The sequence below is a fragment of the Bacillus sp. 01N45 genome (assembly GCF_056399205.1).
The window spans coordinates 42021-67426 of the sequence record NZ_JBFTQW010000009.1 but is presented as its reverse complement, the minus strand read 5'-3'; the positions used below and the strand labels follow the sequence as shown (position 1 = coordinate 67426).

The 25406-nt window shown below is 36.8% G+C and carries 21 protein-coding genes and 1 riboswitch; of the genes, 9 read left to right on the top strand and 12 right to left on the bottom strand.

The genetic code is table 11. The annotated features are described in order from the left end of the window. Window positions 1-14: 14 nt before the first annotated feature. From AC1DMU_RS20470 to mtnK, 3 genes are read right to left on the bottom strand one after another with little or no spacing between them, the layout of a single operon-like run. Window positions 15-656, bottom strand: coding sequence for an L-fuculose-phosphate aldolase (locus AC1DMU_RS20470; RefSeq protein WP_000926561.1), 642 nt, complete (start codon window positions 654-656; stop codon window positions 15-17). Between the two features lie 54 nt (window positions 657-710). Then, complete coding sequence (mtnA, locus tag AC1DMU_RS20465) at window positions 711-1754, bottom strand: S-methyl-5-thioribose-1-phosphate isomerase (RefSeq protein WP_142291663.1); 1044 nt, start codon at window positions 1752-1754, stop codon at window positions 711-713. Window positions 1755-1766: 12 nt separating this feature from the next. Beyond that, the gene (mtnK, locus tag AC1DMU_RS20460) at window positions 1767-2996 is read right to left on the bottom strand and encodes an S-methyl-5-thioribose kinase (protein ID WP_088061569.1); all 1230 of its coding nucleotides are present in this window, start codon (window positions 2994-2996) and stop codon (window positions 1767-1769) included. A 589-nt stretch (window positions 2997-3585) separates the two neighbouring features. Here mtnK and ahpC point away from each other — a divergent pair. Next, on the top strand, window positions 3586-4149 hold the full coding sequence (ahpC, locus tag AC1DMU_RS20455) for an alkyl hydroperoxide reductase subunit C (RefSeq protein WP_000924420.1): 564 nt from the start codon (window positions 3586-3588) through the stop codon (window positions 4147-4149). A gap of 14 nt (window positions 4150-4163) precedes the next feature. Further along, complete coding sequence (gene ahpF / locus AC1DMU_RS20450; RefSeq protein ID WP_000599491.1) at window positions 4164-5690, top strand: alkyl hydroperoxide reductase subunit F; 1527 nt, start codon at window positions 4164-4166, stop codon at window positions 5688-5690. Window positions 5691-5739: 49 nt separating this feature from the next. Here ahpF and AC1DMU_RS20445 read toward each other — a convergent pair whose 3' ends face one another. Then, entirely contained in the window at window positions 5740-6348 is a 609-nt protein-coding gene (locus AC1DMU_RS20445; RefSeq protein WP_476941557.1) for an SAM-dependent methyltransferase, read from the bottom strand. A gap of 193 nt (window positions 6349-6541) precedes the next feature. Further along, on the bottom strand, window positions 6542-7657 hold the full coding sequence (locus tag AC1DMU_RS20440) for a M20 peptidase aminoacylase family protein (RefSeq protein ID WP_088061565.1): 1116 nt from the start codon (window positions 7655-7657) through the stop codon (window positions 6542-6544). Between the two features lie 276 nt (window positions 7658-7933). On the opposite strand from AC1DMU_RS20440, the gene nhaC reads away from it, so the two are divergent. Next, window positions 7934-9355, top strand: coding sequence for a Na+/H+ antiporter NhaC (gene nhaC, locus AC1DMU_RS20435; RefSeq protein WP_088061563.1), 1422 nt, complete (start codon window positions 7934-7936; stop codon window positions 9353-9355). On the opposite strand, the gene AC1DMU_RS20430 is transcribed toward nhaC, so the two are convergent. Next, window positions 9344-10615: a transcriptional regulator gene (locus tag AC1DMU_RS20430; RefSeq protein WP_088061561.1), complete on the bottom strand. Its 1272-nt coding sequence runs from the start codon at window positions 10613-10615 to the stop codon at window positions 9344-9346. The two genes, nhaC and AC1DMU_RS20430, sit on opposite strands and share 12 nt — an antisense overlap. Window positions 10616-10707: 92 nt before the next feature. Between AC1DMU_RS20430 and AC1DMU_RS20425 the strand changes: the two genes are divergently transcribed. Continuing rightward, on the top strand, window positions 10708-11817 hold the full coding sequence (locus AC1DMU_RS20425; RefSeq protein WP_088061560.1) for a mandelate racemase/muconate lactonizing enzyme family protein: 1110 nt from the start codon (window positions 10708-10710) through the stop codon (window positions 11815-11817). 14 nt (window positions 11818-11831) lie between these two features. Next, window positions 11832-12527: an N-acetyltransferase gene (locus tag AC1DMU_RS20420; protein WP_088061558.1), complete on the top strand. Its 696-nt coding sequence runs from the start codon at window positions 11832-11834 to the stop codon at window positions 12525-12527. A gap of 161 nt (window positions 12528-12688) precedes the next feature. Here the strand turns inward: AC1DMU_RS20420 and AC1DMU_RS20415 are convergent, their stop codons facing one another. The 5 genes from AC1DMU_RS20415 to rlmD all read right to left on the bottom strand — a co-directional run bounded on the left by AC1DMU_RS20415 (window position 12689) and on the right by rlmD (window position 19317). Next, complete coding sequence (locus AC1DMU_RS20415) at window positions 12689-13396, bottom strand: M48 family metallopeptidase (RefSeq protein ID WP_088061556.1); 708 nt, start codon at window positions 13394-13396, stop codon at window positions 12689-12691. 95 nt (window positions 13397-13491) lie between these two features. Continuing rightward, window positions 13492-14010 carry a YehS family protein gene (locus AC1DMU_RS20410; protein WP_088061554.1) on the bottom strand — a complete coding sequence of 173 codons (519 nt, stop codon included), beginning with the start codon at window positions 14008-14010 and terminating at the stop codon, window positions 13492-13494. A 491-nt stretch (window positions 14011-14501) separates the two neighbouring features. Further along, the gene (locus tag AC1DMU_RS20405) at window positions 14502-16520 is read right to left on the bottom strand and encodes a GAF domain-containing sensor histidine kinase (RefSeq protein ID WP_088061552.1); all 2019 of its coding nucleotides are present in this window, start codon (window positions 16518-16520) and stop codon (window positions 14502-14504) included. 182 nt (window positions 16521-16702) lie between these two features. Further along, entirely contained in the window at window positions 16703-17692 is a 990-nt protein-coding gene (locus AC1DMU_RS20400) for a tRNA dihydrouridine synthase (protein ID WP_088061550.1), read from the bottom strand. Window positions 17693-17940: 248 nt separating this feature from the next. After that, window positions 17941-19317, bottom strand: coding sequence for a 23S rRNA (uracil(1939)-C(5))-methyltransferase RlmD (gene rlmD, locus AC1DMU_RS20395; RefSeq protein ID WP_476941556.1), 1377 nt, complete (start codon window positions 19315-19317; stop codon window positions 17941-17943). A gap of 121 nt (window positions 19318-19438) precedes the next feature. Further along, window positions 19439-19540, top strand: a riboswitch (purine riboswitch). Window positions 19541-19742: 202 nt separating this feature from the next. Between rlmD and AC1DMU_RS20390 the strand changes: the two genes are divergently transcribed. The 4 genes from AC1DMU_RS20390 to AC1DMU_RS20375 all read left to right on the top strand — a co-directional run bounded on the left by AC1DMU_RS20390 (window position 19743) and on the right by AC1DMU_RS20375 (window position 25002). After that, on the top strand, window positions 19743-20939 hold the full coding sequence (locus tag AC1DMU_RS20390; RefSeq protein ID WP_001200511.1) for a NupC/NupG family nucleoside CNT transporter: 1197 nt from the start codon (window positions 19743-19745) through the stop codon (window positions 20937-20939). Between the two features lie 282 nt (window positions 20940-21221). After that, window positions 21222-22325, top strand: a complete 1104-nt coding sequence (locus tag AC1DMU_RS20385) for a polysaccharide deacetylase family protein (protein ID WP_076542007.1) — start codon at window positions 21222-21224, stop codon at window positions 22323-22325. Window positions 22326-22573: 248 nt separating this feature from the next. Further along, the gene (locus tag AC1DMU_RS20380) at window positions 22574-23656 is read left to right on the top strand and encodes a polysaccharide deacetylase family protein (RefSeq protein ID WP_088061549.1); all 1083 of its coding nucleotides are present in this window, start codon (window positions 22574-22576) and stop codon (window positions 23654-23656) included. A gap of 116 nt (window positions 23657-23772) precedes the next feature. Then, window positions 23773-25002: an aminopeptidase gene (locus AC1DMU_RS20375; RefSeq protein ID WP_088061547.1), complete on the top strand. Its 1230-nt coding sequence runs from the start codon at window positions 23773-23775 to the stop codon at window positions 25000-25002. Window positions 25003-25042: 40 nt separating this feature from the next. Here the strand turns inward: AC1DMU_RS20375 and AC1DMU_RS20370 are convergent, their stop codons facing one another. Beyond that, the gene (locus tag AC1DMU_RS20370) at window positions 25043-25366 is read right to left on the bottom strand and encodes a DMT family transporter (protein ID WP_075312009.1); all 324 of its coding nucleotides are present in this window, start codon (window positions 25364-25366) and stop codon (window positions 25043-25045) included. Window positions 25367-25406 lie beyond the last annotated feature (40 nt).

Sequence of the window (25406 nt, the reverse complement as noted above, 5' to 3'; positions counted from 1 at the left end):
GGGTGTTTCTTCATTTACTGCTGCCCATACCCTTCAAACTTCTTCGCCAAATTCGCCATCTCATCTTCTGGCAATAGCTTCGGCTCTCCGACGCTTTTCGTTTGATAATAAATTTGCGCACAAAACTCAATTTCTTCTGCAACAGTAAACGCCATTTTTATGTTATTTGCACCTGCAATTAAACCGTGGTTCTCAAGTAAAACGGCACGGCGATCAATCATGCCTTCAAAAGCAGCATCTGCTAATTGCTTCGTACCAAATGTTTCATACGGTGCACAGCGTACATTCGGGCCTGCGAAAGCAATTAAATATGATACAGCAGGAAGCTCCCACCCTAATGATGCAATTGTCTTCGCATAAGGTGAATGTGTATGCACAAGCGCATTTATATCTTCACGATTTCTATAATATATAAGGTGCATATCGAGCTCGCTTGACGGTTTTCTCTCTCCCTCTACCACTTCACCATCTAAGTTTAATATAACTACATCTTCAGGTTTTGTTTCATAATACTCTAAACCACTTGGGCTAATCGCAACAAGACCTTGTTCACGATTGAAAATACTAATATTGCCGCCTGTCCCCTTTGTTAAACCGCTAGAAATCATTTTCTTTCCATACGCTACAATTTCTTCTCTTTCTTTTTGTAATAACATATACATCCCCCTAAGTATGAAGCTTATGATGACTGACTTTTTAAATCTATCTACTTATTGAAATAGCTTTTTTAAGTTCTCCGTAAACGGTGCTTTTACAATCCCTTTTTCCGTAATAATCGCTGTTACATTTTCATGTGGTGTGACATCAAATGCCGGATTATATACTTTACTTTCTTTCGGAGCAGAATATTGTCCGAAGCGATTAATCACTTCAGAAGCATCTCTTTCCTCGATTGGAATTTCTTTTCCTGCCTTTGTTTTTAAGTCGATTGTCGGTGTTGGTGCTGCTACATAAAACGGAATGTTGTAGTATTTTGCTAAAATAGATACGCCTAATGTCCCAATTTTATTTGCTACATCACCGTTTGCTGCCACACGGTCGCACCCAACGATTACCGCCTCAATCTTCCCTTGTGACATGACCATAGCTGCCATATTATCCGTAATGACAGTAACATCAATCCCCGCTCGCTGTAGTTCTAATGCTGTTAACGTTGAACCTTGTAATCTAGGACGTGTTTCATCCGAAAAGATTTTTAAGTCCCATCCTTTTTCTTTCGCTAAGTACATTGGAGCTGTCGCAGTCCCATACTTAGTCGTCGCTAACGCACCAGCATTACAATGTGTTAACACTCCCATTCCATCATGGAATAACGTTAATGCATGTTCTCCGATTTGACGGTTAATTTCTTCATCTTCTCTATGAATCTCTTTTGCCTCTTCTAGTAATCTATCTTTCAACTGGCCGATTGATAAATGTGAGTTCTCTGTCGCGACTGTCTCCATTCTTTCAAGTGCCCAAAATAAATTTACTGCTGTTGGCCTTGATGTTGCCAAATATGCACATACCTTTTTGACTTCCTCTATAAAGTCTTCCATCTTACTTTGAATAACTTCCTTTATTCCTAAACACACACCATACGCTGCCGAAACACCAATCGCTGGTGCTCCTCTTACTTTCATTACTTGAATGGCATCCCACACGCTTTCAGCTGTCTTGAAAGATTCATAGACAACCTCATTCGGTAATAATGTTTGATCTAATAAAATTAAAGAATCATCTTTCCACTGAATGGGTATTAATTGCTCTTCCATCATCTTCTCCCCTTACTTCGCGTAGTGCATTGACTGTTCTTTTAACGTTTCTACAAAACTTGTGCCTGTTTTATATTGATTAGCCCGTAAAATAAATTTCTTCGCTACTTGAAGACAAATACGTTCTGCTCTGGCACGTGCTTCCTCATTCTCGATACAAGTAATATCCTTTACTTTCGCTAGCCCAACAATACGACGAATTAACTCAAGGCCCGTCACTGCAGCTGTATCCTCTAATACAGATTGTAAATATACTTCGTTAAAGCCTTCTTCCTTCGCCATAATCTCGGTCACATGAATATTCCAAGCATTTAAAAACTTCTTCTTAAATAAATCAATTACCTCTACCATTGTCGATTGTAGCCAACCCATATACGCATCTTTCTCAGCCCCAGGCTTCATAGTCGCATCTGCATTCACCCAAGCAAACATTAAATTCGCCATTACATTCCCAACGTCATATCCCATCGGTCCATAAAAGGCAAACTCAGGATCAATAATCTTCGTGGAATCATTTTTCACAAAAACGGAACCAGTATGCAGATCACCATGAATAAGTGCCTGTGCATTCGTCATAAAAGAAAACTTACGTTTTGCTACTTCCATACGAAGCTCTTTATCACTATAAATATGCTCTCTAATCCATCCTTCATTTAGCGGAAATAACTCGTTACGCTTATTATGATTTGTAAATGGCTCAGCGTATACGAGGTCTTCTGTAATCTCACATAATTCAGGATTTATATAGTTTTTTACAAGCTCCTTCTTCTCTTTATGATTCATTACAACATCCGATGTTAATAAAAGTGTGTTTACCAAAAAAGTCGTTACATCGTCAGCAAGCCTCGGAAATATTTGATGATTTATAAGTGCTGTACGTAATATTGTGTGGTCTGATAAATCTTCCATTACGCAACAATTCATCACACTATCAAACAAATATACCTTTGGAACAAGCCCAGGTGCTAACTCCTCCTCTAACTGCAAAACATCTGATTCTATACGAATACGATTCGTCGACAACTTAAACTCATCTGAAATCCTTGCTGTATCCCCAGCTTGCTTTACAATGACAGAAATATTCTTCTGCTCATCCCAAACGCGGAATACATAATTTAAATTACCATCGCCTATTTCTTTACACTGTAACCCCTTTGCATCCTCAAACTCACATAATTTCTCTTTCACATATACAATCACATCGTTAGCTTCCATTAAAAAATACTTTGTGAACTTAGACATGGTTTCCCCTCCACACTAATTGTAAGCGTTTTCTAAAAGCTATAAAAAATAATAGGTTGAAAAATTTTTATCCTATATTATATCTTCTTCTTTTTGAAAGGTATATCTAGATTTTATTATATCTTGTTAACATCTTGAGTCAATGTTTCTATATCACTGCAATATGCTTCCTAATTATATATTTTAGATGACAAAAAATGTTCAAAAAGATTCTAATTCATTTTATTTTATTTATCGCACAATTCTTTGTAAAATAGAAATAAGCAATCCCTTTTCAAATCCACAACTTCTAAGAAATATTCCCTTCCTAACAATTTATACTTACACCATGTCTCTAACATACGCACTACTCTTTTACATACTCGTTGAAAATCGATTACATGAAAACTACCTTTTAATTCTCTAACAACCTTAATTGAGAATAAATATTAATTAAATTGATATAAAGTTGGTTTATTCTCTTGACAAAATAACCACTTCTATATGATAATTAATATCGAATTAGAATTATTATAGTTAATTAAAAAATATATTTTATGAGCACACTATTTTTTGATGCTCAAAACCAACATTTAGGAGGAATTTTAATATGTTATTAATCGGCACAGAAGTAAAACCGTTTAAAGCTAATGCTTACCATAATGGAGAATTTATCCAAGTTACTGACGAAAGTTTAAAAGGAAAATGGAGTGTAGTTTGTTTCTACCCAGCTGACTTCACATTCGTTTGCCCAACTGAACTTGAAGACTTACAAAATCAATATGCAACTCTTAAAGACTTAGGCGTTGAAGTATACTCTGTATCTACAGACACTCACTTCACTCACAAAGCATGGCATGATAGCTCAGAAACTATCGGCAAAATCGAATACATTATGATTGGTGACCCAACTCGCACAATCACTACAAACTTCAACGTTTTAATGGAAGAAGAAGGTCTTGCTGCTCGTGGTACATTCATCATCGATCCAGACGGCGTTATCCAATCTATGGAAATCAATGCTGACGGTATCGGCCGTGACGCAAGCATTCTTGTTAACAAAATTAAAGCAGCTCAATACGTACGTAACAACCCAGGTGAAGTTTGCCCAGCTAAATGGCAAGAGGGTTCTGCAACACTTAAACCAAGCCTTGACCTTGTAGGCAAAATCTAAGGAGTTCGATCAAAATGATACTAGATGCAGATATAAAAACACAACTATCCCAATACCTTCAGTTAATGGAGAACGATATTTTACTTAAAGTAAGCGCTGGAGACGACGACGTATCTAAAGATATGTTAGCTCTAGTAGACGAATTAGCTACTATGTCATCTAAGATTACAGTAGAAAAAGTTGAATTAGAGAGAACACCAAGCTTTAGCGTAAATCGCCCTGGTGAAGACACTGGTGTCGTATTCGCTGGTATTCCATTAGGACACGAATTTACTTCATTAGTGTTAGCTTTACTACAAGTAAGTGGACGCGCTCCAAAAGTTGAACAAAAATTAATCGATCAAATTAAAAACATTCAAGGCGAATATCATTTTGAATCTTATATCAGCCTAAGTTGTCATAACTGTCCTGATGTTGTACAAGCTCTTAACGTAATGAGCGTTCTAAACTCTGGTATTACACATACTATGATTGATGGCGCTGCATTCAAAGAGGAAGTAGAAAGCAAAGACATCATGGCAGTACCAACAGTTTTCCTAAACGGCGAATCTTTCGGAAGCGGTCGTATGACACTTGAAGAAATTTTAGCTAAAATGGGTAACGGTCCAGATGCATCAGAGCTTTCTGATAAAGATCCATACGATGTTCTTGTTGTTGGTGGCGGCCCTGCTGGTGCAAGTGCAGCAATTTATGCAGCACGTAAAGGCATCCGCACTGGTATCGTTGCTGAGCGCTTCGGTGGTCAAGTAATGGATACTATGGGCATTGAGAACTTCATCAGCGTAAAACGCACTGAAGGTCCTAAGCTAGTAGCAAGCCTTGAAGAGCACGTAAAAGAATACGACATCGATGTAATGAATCTACAACGTGCAAAACGTTTAGAGAAAAAAGAACTTATTGAAGTGGAACTTGAAAACGGCGCTATTCTGAAAAGTAAAAGCGTAATCGTTTCAACAGGTGCTCGCTGGCGTAACGTTGGCGTACCAGGTGAAGCTGAGTTCAAAAATAAAGGTGTAGCATACTGCCCACACTGTGACGGTCCATTATTCATCGGAAAAGACGTAGCAGTTATCGGCGGAGGTAACTCTGGTATTGAAGCAGCTATCGACTTAGCAGGTATCGTTAAGCACGTAACTGTTCTTGAATTCATGCCAGAATTAAAAGCTGATGCTGTATTACAAGAGCGTCTTAACAGCTTACCAAACGTAACTGTTCTGAAAAACGTTCAAACGAAAGAAATCACTGGTACTGATAAAGTAAACGGTATTTCTTACATCGATCGTGAAACTGAAGAAGTTCATCACGTTGAATTACAAGGTGTATTCGTACAAATCGGTCTTGTGCCAAACACAGACTGGTTAGGCGAAACAGTTGAACGCGCTCGCGGTGAAATCGTAACAGACAAGCACGGCGCTACAAACGTACCAGGAGTGTTTGCTGCAGGTGACTGTACAAATAATCCGTACAAACAAATCATCATCTCTATGGGTTCAGGTGCAAACGCAGCTTTAGGTGCATTTGATTACTTAATCCGTAACTAATTATATAGACGTGAGTAAAAAAAAGCAGGTGCCTTGGCACCTGCTTTTTTTATAATCTTAATGTATAAACTAAAAACCTCTCATTCCCATTCTTCTCATAAGCACCTGGCAACCTTACTTCTCTCTTCAGCTCAAACGTAGTCTGGTTCTCTAAGAAGAAAATATAATCTTCAGAAGGATAGTATAAAATAATATCTACTTCTCTCTCTGTTTCCTCTACCGAAAGCAAAATGTTATTTACTACGTTCATAAACACTTGTACAGAAAATGGATTAAAAAAATAAAACCGATTATCACGTGGATCAATCTCATATTCTTGCGCTAAACAGCATTCAAACCTAATTTTATCTTTACTGTTTCTTACCTTTCGTGCATAGCGCTCAAAATTATCCATTGCTTCTTTATAAAACTCTTCATTCATTTCAATTCCAACTGCTGAAGCACCACACTTATGGTGCATGTAAAAATTTAATCGTCCTTTTCCGCATCCAAAATCTACAACCCGGTCGCTACTTCTTATTTCATATTGATTCAATAACTCATCTAATCCGCTATATGGCGTCGGTTCATAACGGTGATAATGCATAGACTTGTTAAAACCCTTTTGCTCACCGACAGTTTTTATATGTAATACTGCATCGTAATATTGTTCGTTCATTCGTCTTCTCCTATTAGAAAATGGTACTTATTATTATACACCATGTACTGAAGACTCATTTTGCATCAAGTTAACTGATACGTGAAATTATATGAATGATTTTCTGAATATATCTATCGTAACTTAGAATATATCAACGATTTTTTCAATATATCGACTTAACGACACATTCCTACAAAAAAACAGGAGCTATCTAGCCCCTGTCCTCTAATACTTTCAATACAGTTTGTTTCAATATTTCTACTCCATCCATAATACAACTATGATCGAACTTCATATACGGATGGTGTAATCCAGGTTGTAGGTTGGCACCTAGTCCAAGCATGACAGCTTTTAAATGTGGTCTCTTCACTGTGTAGTAATGGAAATCATCGCTTCCTGTCGTATACAGTGGTCCAGTGCATCCCTCTTCCCCGTACACTTCAAGAATGCCTTTTCGCATAAAGCGCTCAGCTTCTTCTGACACTTCAGCTCCTGGTGCAAGGTCGATCCATTTGTATGAAGTTTTCGATCCCATAGATGCGGCCGATTCTATTACATGTTCTATTTTTTTCTTCAATTCTTCTAATAATGTATTACTCTCTGCCCTAACATCTAAGCTAAAATGGCCGTTACCCGGAATAATATTCAAATTATCCCCGCCAGCCTGGCACCTTGTCATCTTCACTGAATATGAGCTTTGCGGTGGTAGCCATATATTTTTCAAACCGATATTGATCATAGAAATGACATCAATTGCATTTATCCCTTGATGTGGGCGTGCCCCATGTGCATCATCTCCATGAATCGTTCCTTCTAAAAATCCTGCTGCTCCGTGACGAATAGATGGGGCAGCTTGTTTCAAAGGTAGTTCTTCAATCGGTCTTAGATGAACACCAAATAAGAAGTCAGCATCATCCACGGCACCCTTCTCTACCATCTTTAAAGAACCATTTCCTTTTTCCTCTGCCGGCTGAAAAATAAATCTAACCGTTCCACTATCCCATCTCATATTTTTCAATTGTAAAATAAGCCCCATCACAATTGTCATATGAGCATCGTGACCACATGAATGATTCGCTTTAAACTCTCCGTCCACTTCTTGCCAAAGTGCATCCATATCGGCACGAATTGCAATAACTGGATTTCCGCTTCCAATTTCAGCAATCACGCCTGGGCAATCATCAAATATTTTATATGAAATTCCTTCTTCTTTTAAAAAGTTAGTAATATACGCTGTCGTTTCATACTCTTTCCAACTCACTTCAGGGTTTTCATGTAAATGCTGAAAAATTTCAGTTAACCGCTCTTGTAGTTCTAATGTTTTCAAAGCTACATTCTCCTTCCCAAATTCCAAAACCATTCAGGTTAATTATACTTATGAAAAACAGATGTTTTTATGAACATATTGAATTTTAAGAAAAAAGTCAATTATTTATTTTTAAATACGATCGACAACTTATTTCCACTCACTTTATAACGATAGAACATTCCTTATTTTCTGTTTTTTATTGACGCTCATATCAATTTTTAGTTATTATAATTTAATAACGTCTATTTTGCGACAATTCTAAAAATACAAACATACATAATGAGGAGGCAATTTATGAAAAAAGAAATACCTTTTGGCGTAGCAATAATCCCTATTATCATTACAGTTGCAGTTATGATGGTTACAATTGTTGTATTAAAACAAAGCCCTCACGTCCCACTTATTATCGGTACAACCGTTGCTTCTATCGTCGCTTGGCGTTACGGTTACAAATGGCACGATATTGAAGAAGCAATGTATAAAGGAATTCGCCTCGCATTACCCGCTATCGTTATCATTATTCTAGTAGGTTTAACGATTGGTGCTTGGATTGGCGGCGGAATCGTCGCAACAATGATTTATTACGGTTTAAATCTTTTAACTCCATCACTATTTTTAGTTTCAATTACAATTATTTGTTCTATTGTTGCATTAGCTATCGGTAGCTCTTGGTCTACAATGGGAACAATTGGTGTTGCAGGAATGGGAATTGGCCTAAGTATGGGAATCCCAGCTCCAATGGTTGCCGGTGCTATCATTTCCGGTTCTTACTTCGGCGATAAAATGTCACCGCTTTCAGACACAACAAACTTAGCCGCAGGATTAACAAATACAGATTTATTCACACATATTCGTCATATGTTATTTACTACAATTCCAGGTTTAATTATTACTCTTATCGTTTATGCATTCTTAGGAAGAAATTTTGGCGCTAACAATATTGATGCAAAAGGTATCGATCAAACGTTACAAGTATTGCAACAAAACTTTGTTATCTCCCCTTTCCTACTAATCATACCTGTAGTCGTTATGGTATTGGTCGCTAAAAAAGTTCCTGCTATACCAGCTATTCTCGTAGGTATAATTTTAGGATTTTTATCACAAGTCTTTATTCAAGGTGGTTCTGTCTCCGCGTCTGTCGGTGCACTCCAAAATGGATTTGTCATAGACACTGGCAACAAGCTAGTAGACGAACTCTTTAACCGCGGTGGCTTAAATTCGATGATGAATACAGTTTCGATGACAATTGTCGCTATGACCTTTGGAGGAGTATTAGAACATACTGGTATTCTTCGCGCAATTGTAAATCAAATTTTAAAATTAGCGACATCAGCAAAAGGACTTATCGCTTCTACTATCGCATCTTGCTTTGCAACCAACCTTACTTGCTCTGAACAATATATTTCGATTGTTGTTCCTTCAAGAATGTACGCAAATGCATACACAGAAAAAGGACTACATTCTAAAAATTTATCCAGAGCATTAGAAGATGGCGGAACATTAACTTCTGTTTTCGTACCTTGGAATACATGTGGTGTATTTATACTCGCAACACTTGGAGTTGGCGCATTCGAATATGCTCCTTATGCTATATTGAATTTCATCGTACCTATTATTTCAATCATTTACGGCATAACTGGTCTCACAATTACGAAACTATCAGACATTGAAAAAGCGGAACTACTAAAAAAACAAAAGGCTCAACTAGAAGCTTAGAGATACCGGTAAATTCATTTCATATATTGCGCGAGGGCGCCCTTGTTGATAGGGCATTTCCTCGCCGCAAATATGAGCATACCCATAATCAACTAGTTTCTTTAATAACCTTTCTGTTGATCGGCGAGTCACTTGTAAGTATTCAGAAAGATCCGCTGCTGTAAACTTCAATGATGGATGTGATTGACTAAATTGAATAATTTTTGACAAGTTGGCTGGACTAAGTTTCGTTTCCTTCGCTATTTTCATGAGTTCTGGGTTGTCATTCTTCAAACTTTGTACTCTCTGTTCTTTCGGGAACGGACCAAATAGTTCTTTATCACTTGTTAGTATATAAAAACAGTGGTCTATTGGATTATTCTTCGCGAAACTTTGAGCAATTTTAGCATTTTGCTCCGCTTCTTTCACAGTTTTTCCGTAACCAAATCCAATAGCTATTGTTCCTTCTATACTCGCAAATAAATTATTTATCATATTTGTTTTTATAATCGATTCAATATCACCACGAGTCGTATACAAAATGAACGTCATTTCATCAACTTTTTTAAATGAACCCCGTAGTTCTTTTGAAATAGCATCTAATTGCTCAAGCAAACCTTCTCGTAATTCTAAAGAAGAAATCATACAAGCACCAACAGTAGCTGAATGGCTTTTTGCTAACTCAGCTTTTATTTTCGCATCTTTTAACCCATGTATAATGGATTGCTTCGGATCTATCATACGCTCTGAAGGAATACCTATTTTTTGAAGTTCATCATAGACAGCGTGAATACTAGTTAAAGCTAAATGAGCATCTCCAGATTGATATTTAGCTACATGAAAATCAATAACTCTATTTATTTCATCTTTACTCCACAGCATATTTTCATAATCTAACACTTGTGGATTTTCTTTTATACCGATATCATGGAACACATTTGTAATGAATGAGCGGTCTACTAAATCAATTGAAATTTTATGTGGTTGAATACGTTGGTGATACATGACAGAAAGAATGGAAGATGCGACAGTTGTCTCGTCTTGCTGTAAGTACGTACTTGGAATTCGTAATTGTTCTCTTATTTCTTTTGCCATATAATAAGGTAAAGCACCTGAGAAAAAGATGAAATCACAAGGCTTTAAACGCTTTAAAAGTTCAGAAGATTCCGCCGGATGGAGGTAAATATATGGATCAATCTCTATTTCTTCTAGTTTATGAGCAATAGGTAAAAGATTCTCCATAAACTCTTTTGAACCGACAACTGCAATTTTTATCATCATTTCTTTAACTCCTTATCATTAATTAACGACTATTTAACGTCAACTATATCAAATGTACAAAACTATTGTAAACAGGAAGGGGTCTCTACCTAATGAAAATTACAGCTATTCATCTTTACGCAATTCGTTTACCACTTCGCGATCCGTTTGTTATTAGTTATGGTTCTTATTCTGACATGCCTTCTATTATCGTCAAAATGGAAACAGATGAAGGCATTATCGGTTACGGTGAGGGCGTTGCTGATGATCACGTTACAGGCGAATCATGGGAAAGTACTTTCCATACTTTAAAACATACACTTGCTCCTGCGCTCATCGGGCAAAATCCAATGAATATCGAGAAAATACACGATATGATGAACAATACCATTTACGGTGTTCCTACTGCAAAAGCCGTAATAGATATTGCTTGTTTTGATATAATGGGCAAAAAACTAAATCAACCTGTATATCAATTAATTGGCGGACGCTACCATGAAGACTTCCCTGTCACTCACGTCTTAAGTATCGCCGAACCTGAAGACATGGCTGAAGAAGCTGCTTCCATGATTCAAAAAGGTTACCAATCTTTCAAAATGAAAGTCGGTACGAATGTAAAAGAGGATGTAAAAAGAATTGAAGCTGTACGTGAACGTGTAGGAAATGATATTGCGATTCGCGTTGATGTAAACCAAGGATGGAAAAATAGCGCCAACACATTAGCGGCACTTCGTTCATTAGGTCATTTAAGCATCGACTGGATTGAACAGCCTGTTTTCGCAGACGATATTGACGCAATGGCTCACATTCGTTCTAAAACAGACCTTCCGCTTATGATTGATGAAGGATTAAAAGGTTCTCGTGAAATGCGCCAAATCATTAAATTAGACGCGGCTGATAAAGTAAATATAAAACTAATGAAATGCGGCGGCATATATCCCGCTGTAAAACTCGCTCATCAAGCAGAAATGGCAGGCATTGAATGCCAAGTTGGATCCATGGTCGAATCATCCGTTGCCTCTTCCGCAGGATTCCATGTCGCTTTCTCGAAAAAAATTATTACGAGCGTCGAGCTAACAGGTCCATTAAAGTTCACGAAAGACATCGGAAACTTACATTACGACGTACCACTTATTCGCTTAAACGAAAAGCCAGGACTTGGCATTGAAATAAACCAAAATACATTACAAGAACTAACCGTCTTTCAAGACGTTGTACGCTAAAGGAGGACTAACGCATGACAGTTCTATACAAAGGATCATTAAAACAAAATAACGAACCATTTCACGTTACATTACTAACACTAGAGAACATTGAACAAACCTTATCACTACAAAACGTTGTAGTTGAGGCGCTAGAGGATAAAAGTCGCTTACAGCCACTCTCGCTAGAAGAATTTCAATACATTCTAGAAGGAAACGGCATGATGATCGGTGCTTTTATCGAAAACGAACTCATCGCATTTCGTGCCCTACTCGTTCCTCCTATCGACGACGAACATTTAGGACTTGATATTGGCATAGCAGAAAGCGAACTACATCGCGTCATCTATCAAGAAATTTCAAATGTTCACCCGAACAGCCGAGGAAATGGGATCCAAAAAATATTAGCAACAGTCATCATGGACGAATTACAAAACGAAGATAGCAAATACGATTACGTTTGCTGCACCGTTGCTCCTTTTAACATTCCAAGTTTAAAAGATAAGTTTTCGCAAGGAATGGAGATTGCTGCATTGAAGGAGAAGTATAGTGGTAGTATGCGGTATGTGTTTGTGAAGGAATTGCGTGGAAGCAAGAAAAGAAATTGGACGGATGTTAAGAGTGTTCCGATGAGTGATGCTGTTGGACAGCAAGCTTTACTTTCGAACGGTTATCGTGGGTATGGAATGGAGAAAGTAGACGGAGATTTTGTTGTGAAGTTTGGACGATGATTTATATACCTGAAAAAAAGGAGATGTCTGCTGTGACATCTCCTTTTACTTTCTCTTCATTGATCATATCGATTGCAACTCCAAATATATCAGCGATTTTTGAATTATATCGACTTACCGACAAGTATTGACAATAATCGCAACCTATATAAATTTCACCACTAAACCGTCATCTTCCAACTAGATAACGCTAACCAATTCTCCATTTCCTTATAATCAGGCATTATTTTCCCGACAAGACGCCAAAAAGAGCGATCATGATTCAAATGAACCATATGACACATTTCATGGACAACTACATAATCAATTACTCGCTGTGGTGCCATCGCTAGTTTCCAATTAAATGTTAGCTGTAAATTTGAATCGCAGGTGCCCCATGTGCGGCTACTATCTGTAATACGAATAGAACGCGGTTTTGTTTTGAAGTTACTTTGATGCACTTTAATACTCTTCTCTACTAATGACTTACACTGCTTATAGTAAAATCGTTTTAAAGCCTGCTGGATTTTCTCATCCTTAAGCTCTTTCACATAAATGTGTAATTTATCTCCTTCAAACACTGCATTGTCTTGCGTAATACTTGTATCTTGGGAGATCTGTATCGGATACGTACTTCCTAAATACAGAAAACCCTCTCCTTGATCATAATCCTTTTCCTGTGGCCCAAGCGCTCGCTCCTGCATTTCCTTACGTGTTTTCTGAATCCAATCCCACTTCTCCTCCAGCAGCTGGACTAAGTATTCAACAGGTGTCCCTTTCGGAGCCTGCACTTCCACATTTCCATACGAATCTACAAAAAGACGCACGGACTTTTTCTTTTTATAATTTATATGAAAATTAATTGTCTCACCTAAATATGTATGTACCATTTCATCACCTAGCGTATTATTTTTACAAATAAAAAAGAGTAGGATACGAACGCCCTACTCTACCTATTATATCATTTACCGCGTTAACCGACTCATTACCCTCTATACTTTACACCTAATCCCTTAATGAAATTCCTTGCGTATCTATCGCCGCACTCTTTGTAATTTTTATGGCCTTTTTTTCTTAATAGAGCGCCTAGTTCTCCCTTTGTTACCGTAACGCCTACGCTATCTAATATATCAAGTACATCCTCACTCGTTAAAGATAGTGCAATTTTCATTTTCTTTAGCAGAAGGTTATTCGCACTCTCTTTGCTTTGTACAGGTGCTGGTTGTCCTGGTTTCGGATCTTGCTTTCCTCTTTTTAAAGTAATAAATCCATTTAAAAATGCCTCTAACATCATCATATCGCATGTTTTTACGTACTCGTCTTCAGCTACATCATCATTTTCAGCTTCATGCTGAGGAGCTCTCTTTATTTTTGTAAGCATATCAACTACATCTTCTTTCGTTACTTCCATACCACCAAGTTTAAAGATTTCTACCATATCTATATCTCTTATATCTAAAGCGTACCTTACTCTTTTTAATATATCGTTGTTGCTCATTGCCATTATTTTGCCTCCTGAAATGTTGATTATAGTAATGCTTTTAGCATGTGTAAATGAATGTCGTTAAGTTACTACTTTAACATTTTAGGGGGAGGTTTTGTAGCCTTAGGTGGATTAATGGTTGTGGGGATGATTTTATTTATTATTAAGATACTTCTAATAACGAATTTGTTGTATTAGAAATTAAGAAAGATCCTATCGATAGAAACGCCTTCAAATACTGTAAAAAATATTTTAGTTGGTAGTGGGATAGCTCCTTCATTTAAGGATGATATTAATAAAGCAAAAAAAGGATGGGGATTTACCATTAATTAACAAACTTAAAAATGGACTAACCTAATATAGGTTAGTCCATTTCTTTTTATGCAACTCTAATTTAGTAGGCAACTCAAACGTGAATGTTACGCAAAATTCAGGTGAAATAGATTGATTATGTTTACTTAGGTTTTACTTTTTATTTGTGGTACGGTTCACCGTAACTAATCTAAATGAGGTTATTGTTCATTATTTTTATAATTAAATTTAACAAAAAAGGTAGTGCCTTCGGATCCCGTTTGAATTTCTATTTTTGCATTATGACGGGCAGCAATGGCATAACATACACCTAACCCCAATCCAGTTCCATTATTTTTGGTCGTGTAAAATGGAGTACCTAGTTTCTCTAATACTTCAGGCGTGATACCTTTTCCTTGATCCCGCACTGCAAGCACGACACAACCTCGACCTTCTTTATAGGTGCTAATGGTTAGAACTTTCTCTTTGTCCATCGCTTCTAAGCCATTCCGGTATAAGTTTATTAATAATTGCCGTATCTCATTACGATTTAAAAGTAATTCCGGAATGTCATTTGTATCGACTTGAATATATTTATTTTGATTATGCGTATCAATCTTTATTAAAGGAATAATATCGCGGATAATTGAATTTAAATCTAACATCTGCAAATCCAATTTCCTTGTATTACCCATTGAGAGAAATTCAGTAATAATAGAATTGGCACGGTCAAGTTCTTCAATCATTAAATTAAAGTGCTTATTATGTTTCTCATAGATGGGCTCTTCTTTTAATAACTGCAAAAATCCTCGTACTGTTGTCATTGGATTTCTAATCTCATGGCTGATACCTGCTGCCATTTTCCCTATTAAATCTATGTTCGATAACCTTTTCAATTCCTGCTCATATTGCTTTTTTTCCGTTATGTTTTTAAAAATACAAGAAATACCATCATCATACGGGTATGCAATAACTTCGTACCAATATTCATCAGGGGCAGAAAAAAATTCAAAATACACTGTAGTTCGCTCTGACATTACACGATGAAGTTCCTTATACATGACTTCGTCAATGCTATTCGGGAAAATCTCCCATATATTCTTGCCTAATACATCTTTTGCTGTTTTTCTTTGTGGAAAATATTGATGCTTATTTACGTACGTAAATTCCCATGTATTATTCAAAGTAAAAAATCCATCTGTAATACTTTCAATCACACTTGTAATTTTTTCATTAGCAACAGCTAGTTCTTTCGTTCGCTCTTCCACCATGCTTTCAAGTCGATCCATATATAACAAGTTTGAAAACGTAGGCGCTGTGGCATCAACGATAGATTTTGCCAGTTGCATCTGGGAATTATCATAATTATGAGCTTTTCCCTCTTTGTCAACGACGATTACCCCTAATACTTCTCCCATTGAAACCAATGGAATCATCAGTAGACCATTACTATCTATATTTTTTGTTTGAATAACCTCTTGGATCTTGGCTTCATAGCTTTTCTCCAGCCAATCCGCTTCTGTCCAATCACATTCCTTGCTTAACTTCGTTGTTTTAATCGTTGTTTTGTCTAGGGGGTCTAAAAGGTGGGCTGCCATGTTTTTACTCTCTAAAATCTGTCCTAAGTAAAAAAAACATTTATCAAAACTCTCCTGTATCGAGGAACACATTGATAAATCACGGGTAACATTTAGTAATAGCTGCTTCTCGACGATAAGGTTTTCCTTTTGTTTTAAATTATTTGCATTTTGAATTGCGACCGCAGCCATATTTACATAAGCTTCAACACTTTGAATTTCTGAATTTGTTAAGTTCATTGGAATTCCATAATCAAATAAAAAAACTAGACCAAATAACTCTTGCCCAAATGAGATGGGCAGAGCTAATAAGGACTTAATTTTGAACGCAGCAACTGGTCTCGAATCAGGCCGATCATCCTTTGATGTATCAGGGATATAAATAGTTTTTTTTGTTTCAATAACTTCTTTTGCCAGTAAGTCTATTTCAGGATCAATTACCTGAGTATCGAGCGTTACGCCATTTATTGTCTCTGGTTTTCCTGCAAACCCTCTAAATGTTCCATCTTCCTGGGGTAAATAGATTCCAACAGCGTTGCACTTAACAATCTCCTCTGATATCGCCATTGTTACACGCTGCAATACTTCACGTAGTTCTAATTTTGTATTTATTATTTTTGTTATATTCGCGAGCCTAGAATATCTCGCCTGATCACTTAACATTCACATGGCCTCCAATTATAGGCATAATAAAATAAACATGATACTATCATTGAAAATCAAGACCAACCTACCATTTTCACTTTTCTCCTGTATTCTTTTCTTACCCTTTTTTACATAGAATACCTCACTTACTTATGATACGGTTTACCTTAATTAAAATGAAACAGTGTAACTTTCAAAAGTTACACTGTTTCACTACCTTCTACCACATTAACACTCGCCTCAAACTTATCAAGCAACGCACGCACTTCATCCGTCGATTTTGTGCTCATCAATTGATTTCTTAGTTCAGCAGCTCCAGGGAAGCCTTTTACATAAATTTTGAAGAAGCGGTGAAGCCCTGTGATGGAGCGTGGTAATACTTCTGCATATTGATCTTGAAGATCGAGTTGTAGTCTTAAAAGATCTAAATGTTCTTTACTGCTATGCTCTCTTGGCTCTTTTTCGAAAGCAAATGGATTTTTAAAGATACCTCGTCCGATCATAACACCATCAATGCCGTATTTTCCAGCAAGTTCCAGTCCAGTTTGACGGTCAGGAATGTCTCCGTTTATTGTTATTAGCGTATTTGGTGCAATACGATCACGCAATTTTTTAATTTCCGGAATTAGTTCCCAGTGCGCATCGACTTGGCTCATTTCTTCTCTTGTACGTAAGTGAATAGAAAGGTTTGCGATATCTTGTTTGAAAATATGCGTTAACCAATCTTCCCATTCGCTTAACTCTTTAAAGCCCAGTCGTGTTTTTACGCTGACAGGTAGTCCGCCCGCTTTTGCTGCTTGAATAAGTTCTGCCGCAACGTCTGGACGTAGAATAAGGCCACTACCTTTTCCTCTTGATGCTACGTTCGGTACAGGGCAACCCATGTTAATATCAATACCTTTAAATCCTAACTCTGCCATACCAATACTCATTTGACGGAAATATTCAGGATTATCTCCCCAAATATGCGCCACGATCGGTTGTTCATCTTCTGTAAAGATTAAACGGCCACGTACACTTTTCATACCTTCTGGATGACAATAGCTATCCGAGTTTGTGAACTCTGTGAAGAATACGTCTGGGCGACCTGCCTCACTTACTACGTGACGGAAAACAACGTCTGTCACATCTTCCATTGGTGCAAGTACGAAAAATGGTCGTGGTAAATCACTCCAAAAATTATCTATCATTTCAAATTCAAATCCTCTCACTATGAATACAATTTCAAACTCTCAATAAAGTGAAACTTTAATCAGTGGGGGGTTTCTTCATCCCCCACTGATTATTAGTTGAACCAATCGGACTTTTATGGGCAGTTGATCCCCCACCTAACTTCTTTGCTTTCGCTGAATTTTGAGGTGGGGGTCTTACTGCCCATTAAAGCGGGATAAACCAAAAAGCAGATGGTATAGATTCTCCTATATCAACTGCTTTCCTATTATACCCACTTAAGCCAAGCCACACACTCCACATGAGTCGTATGCGGGAACATATCAACAGGTTGTACTTCCTGCGTTTTATATCCGCCTTCTTCTAGTACTTTTAAGTCACGTGCTAATGTTGCTGGGTTACATGATACGTATACGACGCGTTTTGGTTTCATGTCGATGATTGTGTTTAGTAGTGCATCATCACAACCTTTACGCGGTGGATCTACGACCATTGTGTCGGCGATTATGCCTTCTTTGTACCATTTTGGAATAACTACTTCTGCTTCTCCTACGCCAAACTCAGCGTTTGTCATGTTGTTTAGTGCTGCGTTTCGGTTTGCGTCTTCGATTGCTTCTGGGACGATTTCAACGCCGTACACTTTTTTCGCTTTTTGCGCTAGGAATAAGGAGATTGATCCAATTCCACAATAGGCATCAATTACTGTTTCGTTACCATCTAGTTTTGCATATTCTAACGTTTTATCGTATAACACTTTCGTTTGTTCTGGGTTTACTTGATAGAATGAACGTGCTGAAATTGCAAATTTAATGTCACCGATAAAGTCATAAATATATTCCGATCCGTACAGTACTGTCGTTGTGTCTCCAAAGATTACGTTTGTACGTTTCGTGTTTACGTTTTGAACAATTGATTTTACTTCTGGGAATTTCGCAGCAATTTCTTCAATGATTGCTTTTTTGTTTGGTAATTCTGCTGTACGAGTAATGAAGACAAGCATGATTTCCCCTGTTACTTGTCCGTAACGAGCCATTACGTGGCGAAGTGTTCCTTTGTTACGCTCTTCGTTGTATGCCGAAATACCGTGTTTTTCACAAATACGTTTTACTTCCTGGATTAATGTATCGTTTTCTTCTGCCTGAATTAAACATGATTCCATATTAATAATGTCATGTGTTCCTTGGCGATAAAAACCAGCGACAAGTCCACCTTCACGTTCTCCAATTGGTACTTGTGCTTTGTTACGGTATACCCATGGGTTCTTCATACCAAGTACAGGGTGCACAGGAACATCGCTTAATCCGCCAATGCGCTGCATAACGTCACGTACTTGTTTTTCTTTCGCTTGTAATTGTCCTTCATATGTTAAGTGCTGAAGCTGACAACCGCCGCACTGATTGTACACTGGGCATTCTGCATCTTTACGATATGGGCTCTCTGTATGAAGCTTCATTAAACGACCGAATGCGAAGTTTTTCTTCACTTTAATAATTTTAATTTGTGCTTCTTCACCTGGTAATCCGTTTTTAACGAAAATAGGATAGCCCTTTACTTTCGCAACACCGGCACCATCATGTGTTAAATCTTCAAATACTACATCTATAAACTCATTTTTCTCAACTGGTGGCGTCATTTTTGTACTCATTTTCCGACCTCTCTTTTTCATAACACTGCGTTACATTTTATCATACTTATATGGTCTATTTCTATCGGAAGAAAAAAAGCTATTGACGATAGTTCTCTGTTAATGTTACGCTACTACTAATTTAATACGGACGATGTTACCTCATATATATTCGATAATATGGATCGAGAGTTTCTACCCGGCAACCTTAAATTGCTGGACTATGGGGAAAACTAATGAATATTAGCCTATGTGCAAAAAAGGACTCATATTGATTAGCTTTCTCTCATAGATGAAAGTGAATCCATATGGGTCTTTTTTTATTTTTATTTTTCTAAAAGGTCAGACATCTTACGTATGACATAAAACCTCTTTGTTTTATTTTTAGTAATATAACGAGCGTTTTATGTACAAACTTTATACGAACTTCTGAAAGGGGCAACTACATGCAATATGTAATGAGCATTATCGGTATTCTTGTCGTTTTAGGTTTATGCTTTGCTTTGTCAAACAATAGAAGTAAAATCAACTTCCGTGCAATTGCTATTATGATTGGTTTCCAAATTTTAATCGGTTGGTTTATGTTTGGCACAAAAATTGGTCAACAAATTATCATCTTCATTAGTAAAGTTTTCAACAAACTAATTAAACTTGGTACGACAGGTGTCGATTTTCTCTTTAATGGAATTCAAAGAGATTTTGTCTTTTTCTTAAATGTATTATTAATTATCGTATTTTTCTCAGCACTACTTTCTATCTTTAGTTATTTAGGTGTTTTACCATTCATCGTTCGCGTTGTCGGTGGTGCAATTTCAAAAATTACTGGTTTACCACGCGTCGAGTCATTCCACGCAGTAAACTCTGTATTCTTCGGTTCAAGTGAAGCGTTAATCGTTATTAAAAACGATTTACAGCATTTTAACAAAAACCGTATGTTTATCATTTGTTGTTCTGCAATGAGTTCCGTTTCTGCTTCTGTTACAGCATCATACGTAATGATGTTAGATGCGAAATATGTACTAGCCGCTCTTCCGCTAAACTTATTCTCAAGCTTGATCGTTTGTTCGCTATTAACACCAGTTGATACGAAGAAAGAAGATGAAGTGATTCAAAAATTTGATAGAACTTTATTCGGAGACAGCTTTATCGGCGCAATGATTAACGGTGCGCTTGATGGTTTAAAAGTAGCTGGTATCGTTGCTGCATTAATGATTGCCTTCATCGGTGTGATGGAAGTTGTAAACTACGTAATTAGCGCAGCTTCAGGTGCAATGGGATATGCTGTTACTTTACAACAAATCTTCGGTTATATACTTGCTCCATTCGCATTCTTAATGGGTATTCCAACTCAAGATATTATCCCAGCTGGTGGAATTATGGGTACGAAGATTGTATTAAACGAGTTTGTAGCAATCCTTGATTTAAAAGGTGTTGCATCAACATTATCTCCACGTACAGTCGGAATCGTTACAGTATTCTTAATTAGCTTCGCAAGTATTAGCCAAATTGGTGCGATCGTTGGGACAATCCGTGCTCTTTCTGAAAAACAGGGAAGTGTCGTATCTAGATTCGGTTGGAAAATGTTATTTGCATCAACACTTGCTTCTATTTTATCTGCAACAATCGCTGGATTGTTTATATAATAAAAAAACTCCACCTTACTTCTCCTTTTTCAAAAGGAAATTTAGGTGGAGTTTTTTTACTTTCTTCTATATGTATTTTTATGTAAACTCCACCAGAAAAATATAAGGTGTTTTTTCCGAATTATTCCAAAAATGTATTCCCCTCTATATTCTATAGTGATATGATGTACAAGGGTATAATTCAAATTTTTAAAATCGAAAATTTGAATTATTGTCACTTATACGAATGATAATTTCAAGACATAAGTGATGATAATTAAAACACAATAGAAGGATGATAGAATGAAAAAATATACATATATCGCTTTACTTTCTTCTGCTATTCTCGTAGGTTGTAACACTAGTAGCACTAGTGATAAACAAATAAAAGAAGCAACGGCGAAACAAACAGTTGAACAAAAAAAAGCGAAAGCGGTTGAACTGCCTTTAACACAAGGGATTATTACATGGGATCCGTATGAATATAACGCACAAAACACCACGCTTTATACAAAGGATTTAAGAGATTCATTCACACAAGTACGTTACAATATTTGGCGTACTGCTGATGGTCCTGAAAGCAAACAAACTTTTACTTCACAAGAAAAAGAACGTGACTTTGCCCTCCCACTACATTTAAAATCATTTCATTTAAAACGTGGCGAATTTCAAATTGAAACAGTAGGAATCAAAGAAGATCATACTGAAACAAATCTAGTAACATCTAAAATTACATTCCAGCAACATGTACCCGTATTAATGTACCATGCGATTGAAAAATACCCTGGACCAAGTGATGGGGATTACGGCTTATACGTACCACCTGAGCAATTCGAAAAGCATATGCAATATTTGAAAGATAACGGTTATACAATGCTTACGTTTGAACGTTGGAATGATATAAATCGTGTAAATAAACCTGTTTTTGTAACGATGGATGATGGTCGAAAAAATAATATGAATGCTCTTCATATTTTACAAAAATTAAAGGATGATAGATTCCAACCTACGGCTACTGAATTTCTTACTGCAAATGAGATAGACAAACCAAATCGTCTATCAACAGATGAGATAAAACAAATGATGGATTCAGGCATTTTTTCTATTCAATCACATACTGCTAATCATACGATGATGGCTCATTCAAGCAATTATGATGAGGAATTACGTAGTTCGAAAGAAAAAATCGAAGCCCTTACTGGTAAAAAGGTCATCGCTCTCGCCTATCCAGTAGGTTCTTATAATGACCCAGCTGTTGAAGAAACAAAAAAACATTATGAGTTCGCAGTAACTACTGATCACGGTAATCACATTACAAAAGGGATGCCAAACGAACAGTACTTAATTAAACGCCACTTTGTAGGGCCTAATACATCAATGGAAAAATTCATATCTCTTATAAAGTAAAACTTGATCAGTAGGGGTTTTGTTCACCCCCACCTAACCTCTTTGCTTTTGCTGAATTCTGAGGTGGAGTCTTACTGCCCACAAATAGCGGGATAAAGTAAACTTTACTAAAAGATGATAGAAATAAGTCACTAACCTATCTCATTACTAAAATGATATGATGAACAAGGGTATGTCCCCACCTCTCTTACAGCGGTGGGGATTTTAAATATAAGTATGCAACATAATACACAATAGAAGGTGATTTTATGAGAAAATACGCAGCAATCGCTTTATGTACGTCTGCCATTTTAGCTGGCTGTAAAAGTAGCGATGTAAACCAGGAACCTAAAAAAGAGAAAAAGGTTCAAGAAGTTAAGAAACAAGAAGAGACTGTGCAAGAACAAGGTAAAATTTCTTATCATCCGATTACACACGAATCTACAAACACTACTATTCATATGACAGATATAAAGGATACTTTAAGTGAGGTACAATATAAAATTTGGCGCACAGCTGATGGGAAGGAAAGTGCTAAATCTTTTTCTTCTAAAGAAAAGGAGAAACAATTTACACTTCCTTTTGACATAAAAGAATTTGAAGGAAAACGCGGTGAGTTTCAAATTGAAGCAATAGGAATGAAAGAAGATGGGAAAAACATTCCACTCACAAAATCTACTATTATTTTCGAGCAAAAGGTTCCCGTTCTTATGTACCATGCAATCGATGATTATCACGGACAAGGCATTAAAGATTTATTCGTATCACCTGCTAATTTTGAAGCCCAAATGAAATATTTAAAAGACAACGGCTATACATTACTAACTTTTGAACGCTGGGGCGATATAAATAAAGTGAATAAACCTATCTTTGTTACATTTGATGACGGTATGAAAAATAATATGAATGCATTTCATATTTTACAAAAGCTAAAAGACGATACATTTAAACCAACAGCAACAGAATATATGATTATTAATAATGTCGATGCTGAAGGATCTCTTTCTACATCTGACATAAAAGAAATCGTTGATTCCGGCATTTTCTCCATGCAATCTCATACTGCAACACATGCAGACTTACCTAAGATTACAAACTATGAAGAAGAATTAAAAGGATCGAAAGAAAAGCTAGAAAAAATAACTGGTAAGCCCGTTATCGCAGTTGCTTATCCATTCGGTCATGTGGATGATAAAGTCGTTGCAGAAACGAAGAAATATTATCAATTTGCGACGACAACAAAACCCGGAAAGTTCATTACGAAAGGTGAACCCGATGAGTTGTTAAAAATGAGGCGTGTTCGCATACACCACACGACGACCGTAGAACAATTTGCTTCTTCGATTAAATAACGATGAGAGCTCAATATATTTTGAGCTCTCTTTTTACGCTATATTTATATATATTTTTTGAATTTTCTTGTATTATATATAGTAAGAAATCTTTCAAACTAAAGGAGATTATACATATGTCATTTGAACAAACGTTAGAGAAATATGCTGCCCTTGCAGTCAATGTTGGTGTTAATATTCAACCAGGACAAACACTATCAATTAGTGCACCTCTTGAAGCTGTACAATTTGTGCGCCTCGTTACAGAAAAAGCATATAACTCTGGTGCAAAACACGTATATGTGGACTGGAATGATGAGACGTTAACACGCTTAAAGTTCGACCTAGCTCCTGAAGAAGCATTCGCTGAGTTCCCATCTTGGAAAGCACACGCTCGTGAAGAATTAGCAAAAGAAGGCGCTGCATTTATGTCTATTTATGCAGAAAACCCGGATTTATTAAAAGGTGTAGAAGCAACGCGTATCGCAACAGCTCATAAAGTAGCTGGTGAAGCAATGAAAGTATACCGTGATTACGTACAAGCTGATAAAGTAAGCTGGTGTGTCATTTCTGTTCCTACGAAAGAATGGGCTGCGAAAGTATTCCCTGACGTTGCACCAGAAGAACAAGAAGCAAAACTATGGGATGCTATTTTCAAAGCTACTCGTGCGGATTTAGAAAATCCTGTGGAAGCATGGAAAGAACACGATGAAACGTTACATACAAAAGTTGATTACTTAAACGAAAAGCATTATAAAGCCCTTCACTATACAGCTCCTGGAACAGATTTAACGATCGAACTTCCAGAAAAGCATGTATGGGCTGGTGCTGGTAGCTTAAATGAAAAGAACGTACCATTTATGGCGAACATTCCAACTGAAGAAGTATTTACAATGCCACTTAAAACAGGTGTAAACGGCCAAGTATCTAGCACAAAACCGTTAGCATTTGCAGGTAACATTATCGATAACTTCACGTTAACATTTGAAAACGGACGTATCGTAGACTATAAAGCTGAAACTGGTGAAGAGGCTTTAAAACATTTAGTAGAAACAGATGAAGGCTCTCACTTCTTAGGCGAGGTTGCTTTAGTACCTCATGATTCACCAATTTCAAATACAAATATTTTATTCTACAATACACTATTTGACGAAAACGCATCTTGCCACCTTGCAATCGGAAGTGCCTATGCATTCAACTTAATTGGCGGAAAAACAATGTCTAAAGAAGAACTTGCTGAAAACGGAGCAAACAATAGTATTACACACAACGACTTCATGATCGGATCCGCTGAGCTTGATATCGATGGTATTACAGATGATGGAAGACATGAACCAATCTTCCGTAAAGGTAACTGGGCATTTTAATAAAAACAAAAGGCTATCTTCCACACCGGAAGATAGCCTTTTATGATGCCGATGAAACCTTAAGCCCAATTACTCCTAAAACAATAAAAAGAATACAAAATACTTGGAATAAGTTAATGTGCTCTTTGAAGAAATACACGCTAATAATTGTAATAAGTAATGTTCCTACACCAGACCAAATCGCATAAGCAATACTTAAATGAATTTTTTTGACAACGATAGCAAATACGCTGAAACAAATTCCATAAAATACGAAAATAAGTACACTTGGAACAAGCTTTGTTAAACCATTTGATAGTTTCATCGCAATTGTTCCAGCTACTTCAAAAATAATTGTAACAAGTAATAATAACCAATATACCATACTAGAATCTCCTTCTCTGTTACCTTATAGAGATTCTAGT

Bases quoted from the DNA above. Each gene is read 5' to 3' on its own strand.
- AC1DMU_RS20470 (WP_000926561.1), bottom strand. From the start codon at position 656: ATGTTATTACAAAAAGAAAGAGAAGAAATTGTAGCGTATGGAAAGAAA.
- mtnA (WP_142291663.1), bottom strand. From the start codon at position 1,754: ATGGAAGAGCAATTAATACCCATTCAGTGGAAAGATGATTCTTTAATT.
- mtnK (WP_088061569.1), bottom strand. From the start codon at position 2,996: ATGTCTAAGTTCACAAAGTATTTTTTAATGGAAGCTAACGATGTGATT.
- ahpC (WP_000924420.1), top strand. From the start codon at position 3,586: ATGTTATTAATCGGCACAGAAGTAAAACCGTTTAAAGCTAATGCTTAC.
- ahpF (WP_000599491.1), top strand. From the start codon at position 4,164: ATGATACTAGATGCAGATATAAAAACACAACTATCCCAATACCTTCAG.
- AC1DMU_RS20445 (WP_476941557.1), bottom strand. From the start codon at position 6,348: ATGAACGAACAATATTACGATGCAGTATTACATATAAAAACTGTCGGT.
- nhaC (WP_088061563.1), top strand. From the start codon at position 7,934: ATGAAAAAAGAAATACCTTTTGGCGTAGCAATAATCCCTATTATCATT.
- AC1DMU_RS20430 (WP_088061561.1), bottom strand. From the start codon at position 10,615: ATGATGATAAAAATTGCAGTTGTCGGTTCAAAAGAGTTTATGGAGAAT.
- AC1DMU_RS20425 (WP_088061560.1), top strand. From the start codon at position 10,708: ATGAAAATTACAGCTATTCATCTTTACGCAATTCGTTTACCACTTCGC.
- AC1DMU_RS20420 (WP_088061558.1), top strand. From the start codon at position 11,832: ATGACAGTTCTATACAAAGGATCATTAAAACAAAATAACGAACCATTT.
- AC1DMU_RS20415 (WP_088061556.1), bottom strand. From the start codon at position 13,396: ATGGTACATACATATTTAGGTGAGACAATTAATTTTCATATAAATTAT.
- AC1DMU_RS20410 (WP_088061554.1), bottom strand. From the start codon at position 14,010: ATGGCAATGAGCAACAACGATATATTAAAAAGAGTAAGGTACGCTTTA.
- AC1DMU_RS20405 (WP_088061552.1), bottom strand. From the start codon at position 16,520: ATGTTAAGTGATCAGGCGAGATATTCTAGGCTCGCGAATATAACAAAA.
- AC1DMU_RS20400 (WP_088061550.1), bottom strand. From the start codon at position 17,692: ATGATAGATAATTTTTGGAGTGATTTACCACGACCATTTTTCGTACTT.
- rlmD (WP_476941556.1), bottom strand. From the start codon at position 19,317: ATGAGTACAAAAATGACGCCACCAGTTGAGAAAAATGAGTTTATAGAT.
- AC1DMU_RS20390 (WP_001200511.1), top strand. From the start codon at position 19,743: ATGCAATATGTAATGAGCATTATCGGTATTCTTGTCGTTTTAGGTTTA.
- AC1DMU_RS20385 (WP_076542007.1), top strand. From the start codon at position 21,222: ATGAAAAAATATACATATATCGCTTTACTTTCTTCTGCTATTCTCGTA.
- AC1DMU_RS20380 (WP_088061549.1), top strand. From the start codon at position 22,574: ATGAGAAAATACGCAGCAATCGCTTTATGTACGTCTGCCATTTTAGCT.
- AC1DMU_RS20375 (WP_088061547.1), top strand. From the start codon at position 23,773: ATGTCATTTGAACAAACGTTAGAGAAATATGCTGCCCTTGCAGTCAAT.
- AC1DMU_RS20370 (WP_075312009.1), bottom strand. From the start codon at position 25,366: ATGGTATATTGGTTATTATTACTTGTTACAATTATTTTTGAAGTAGCT.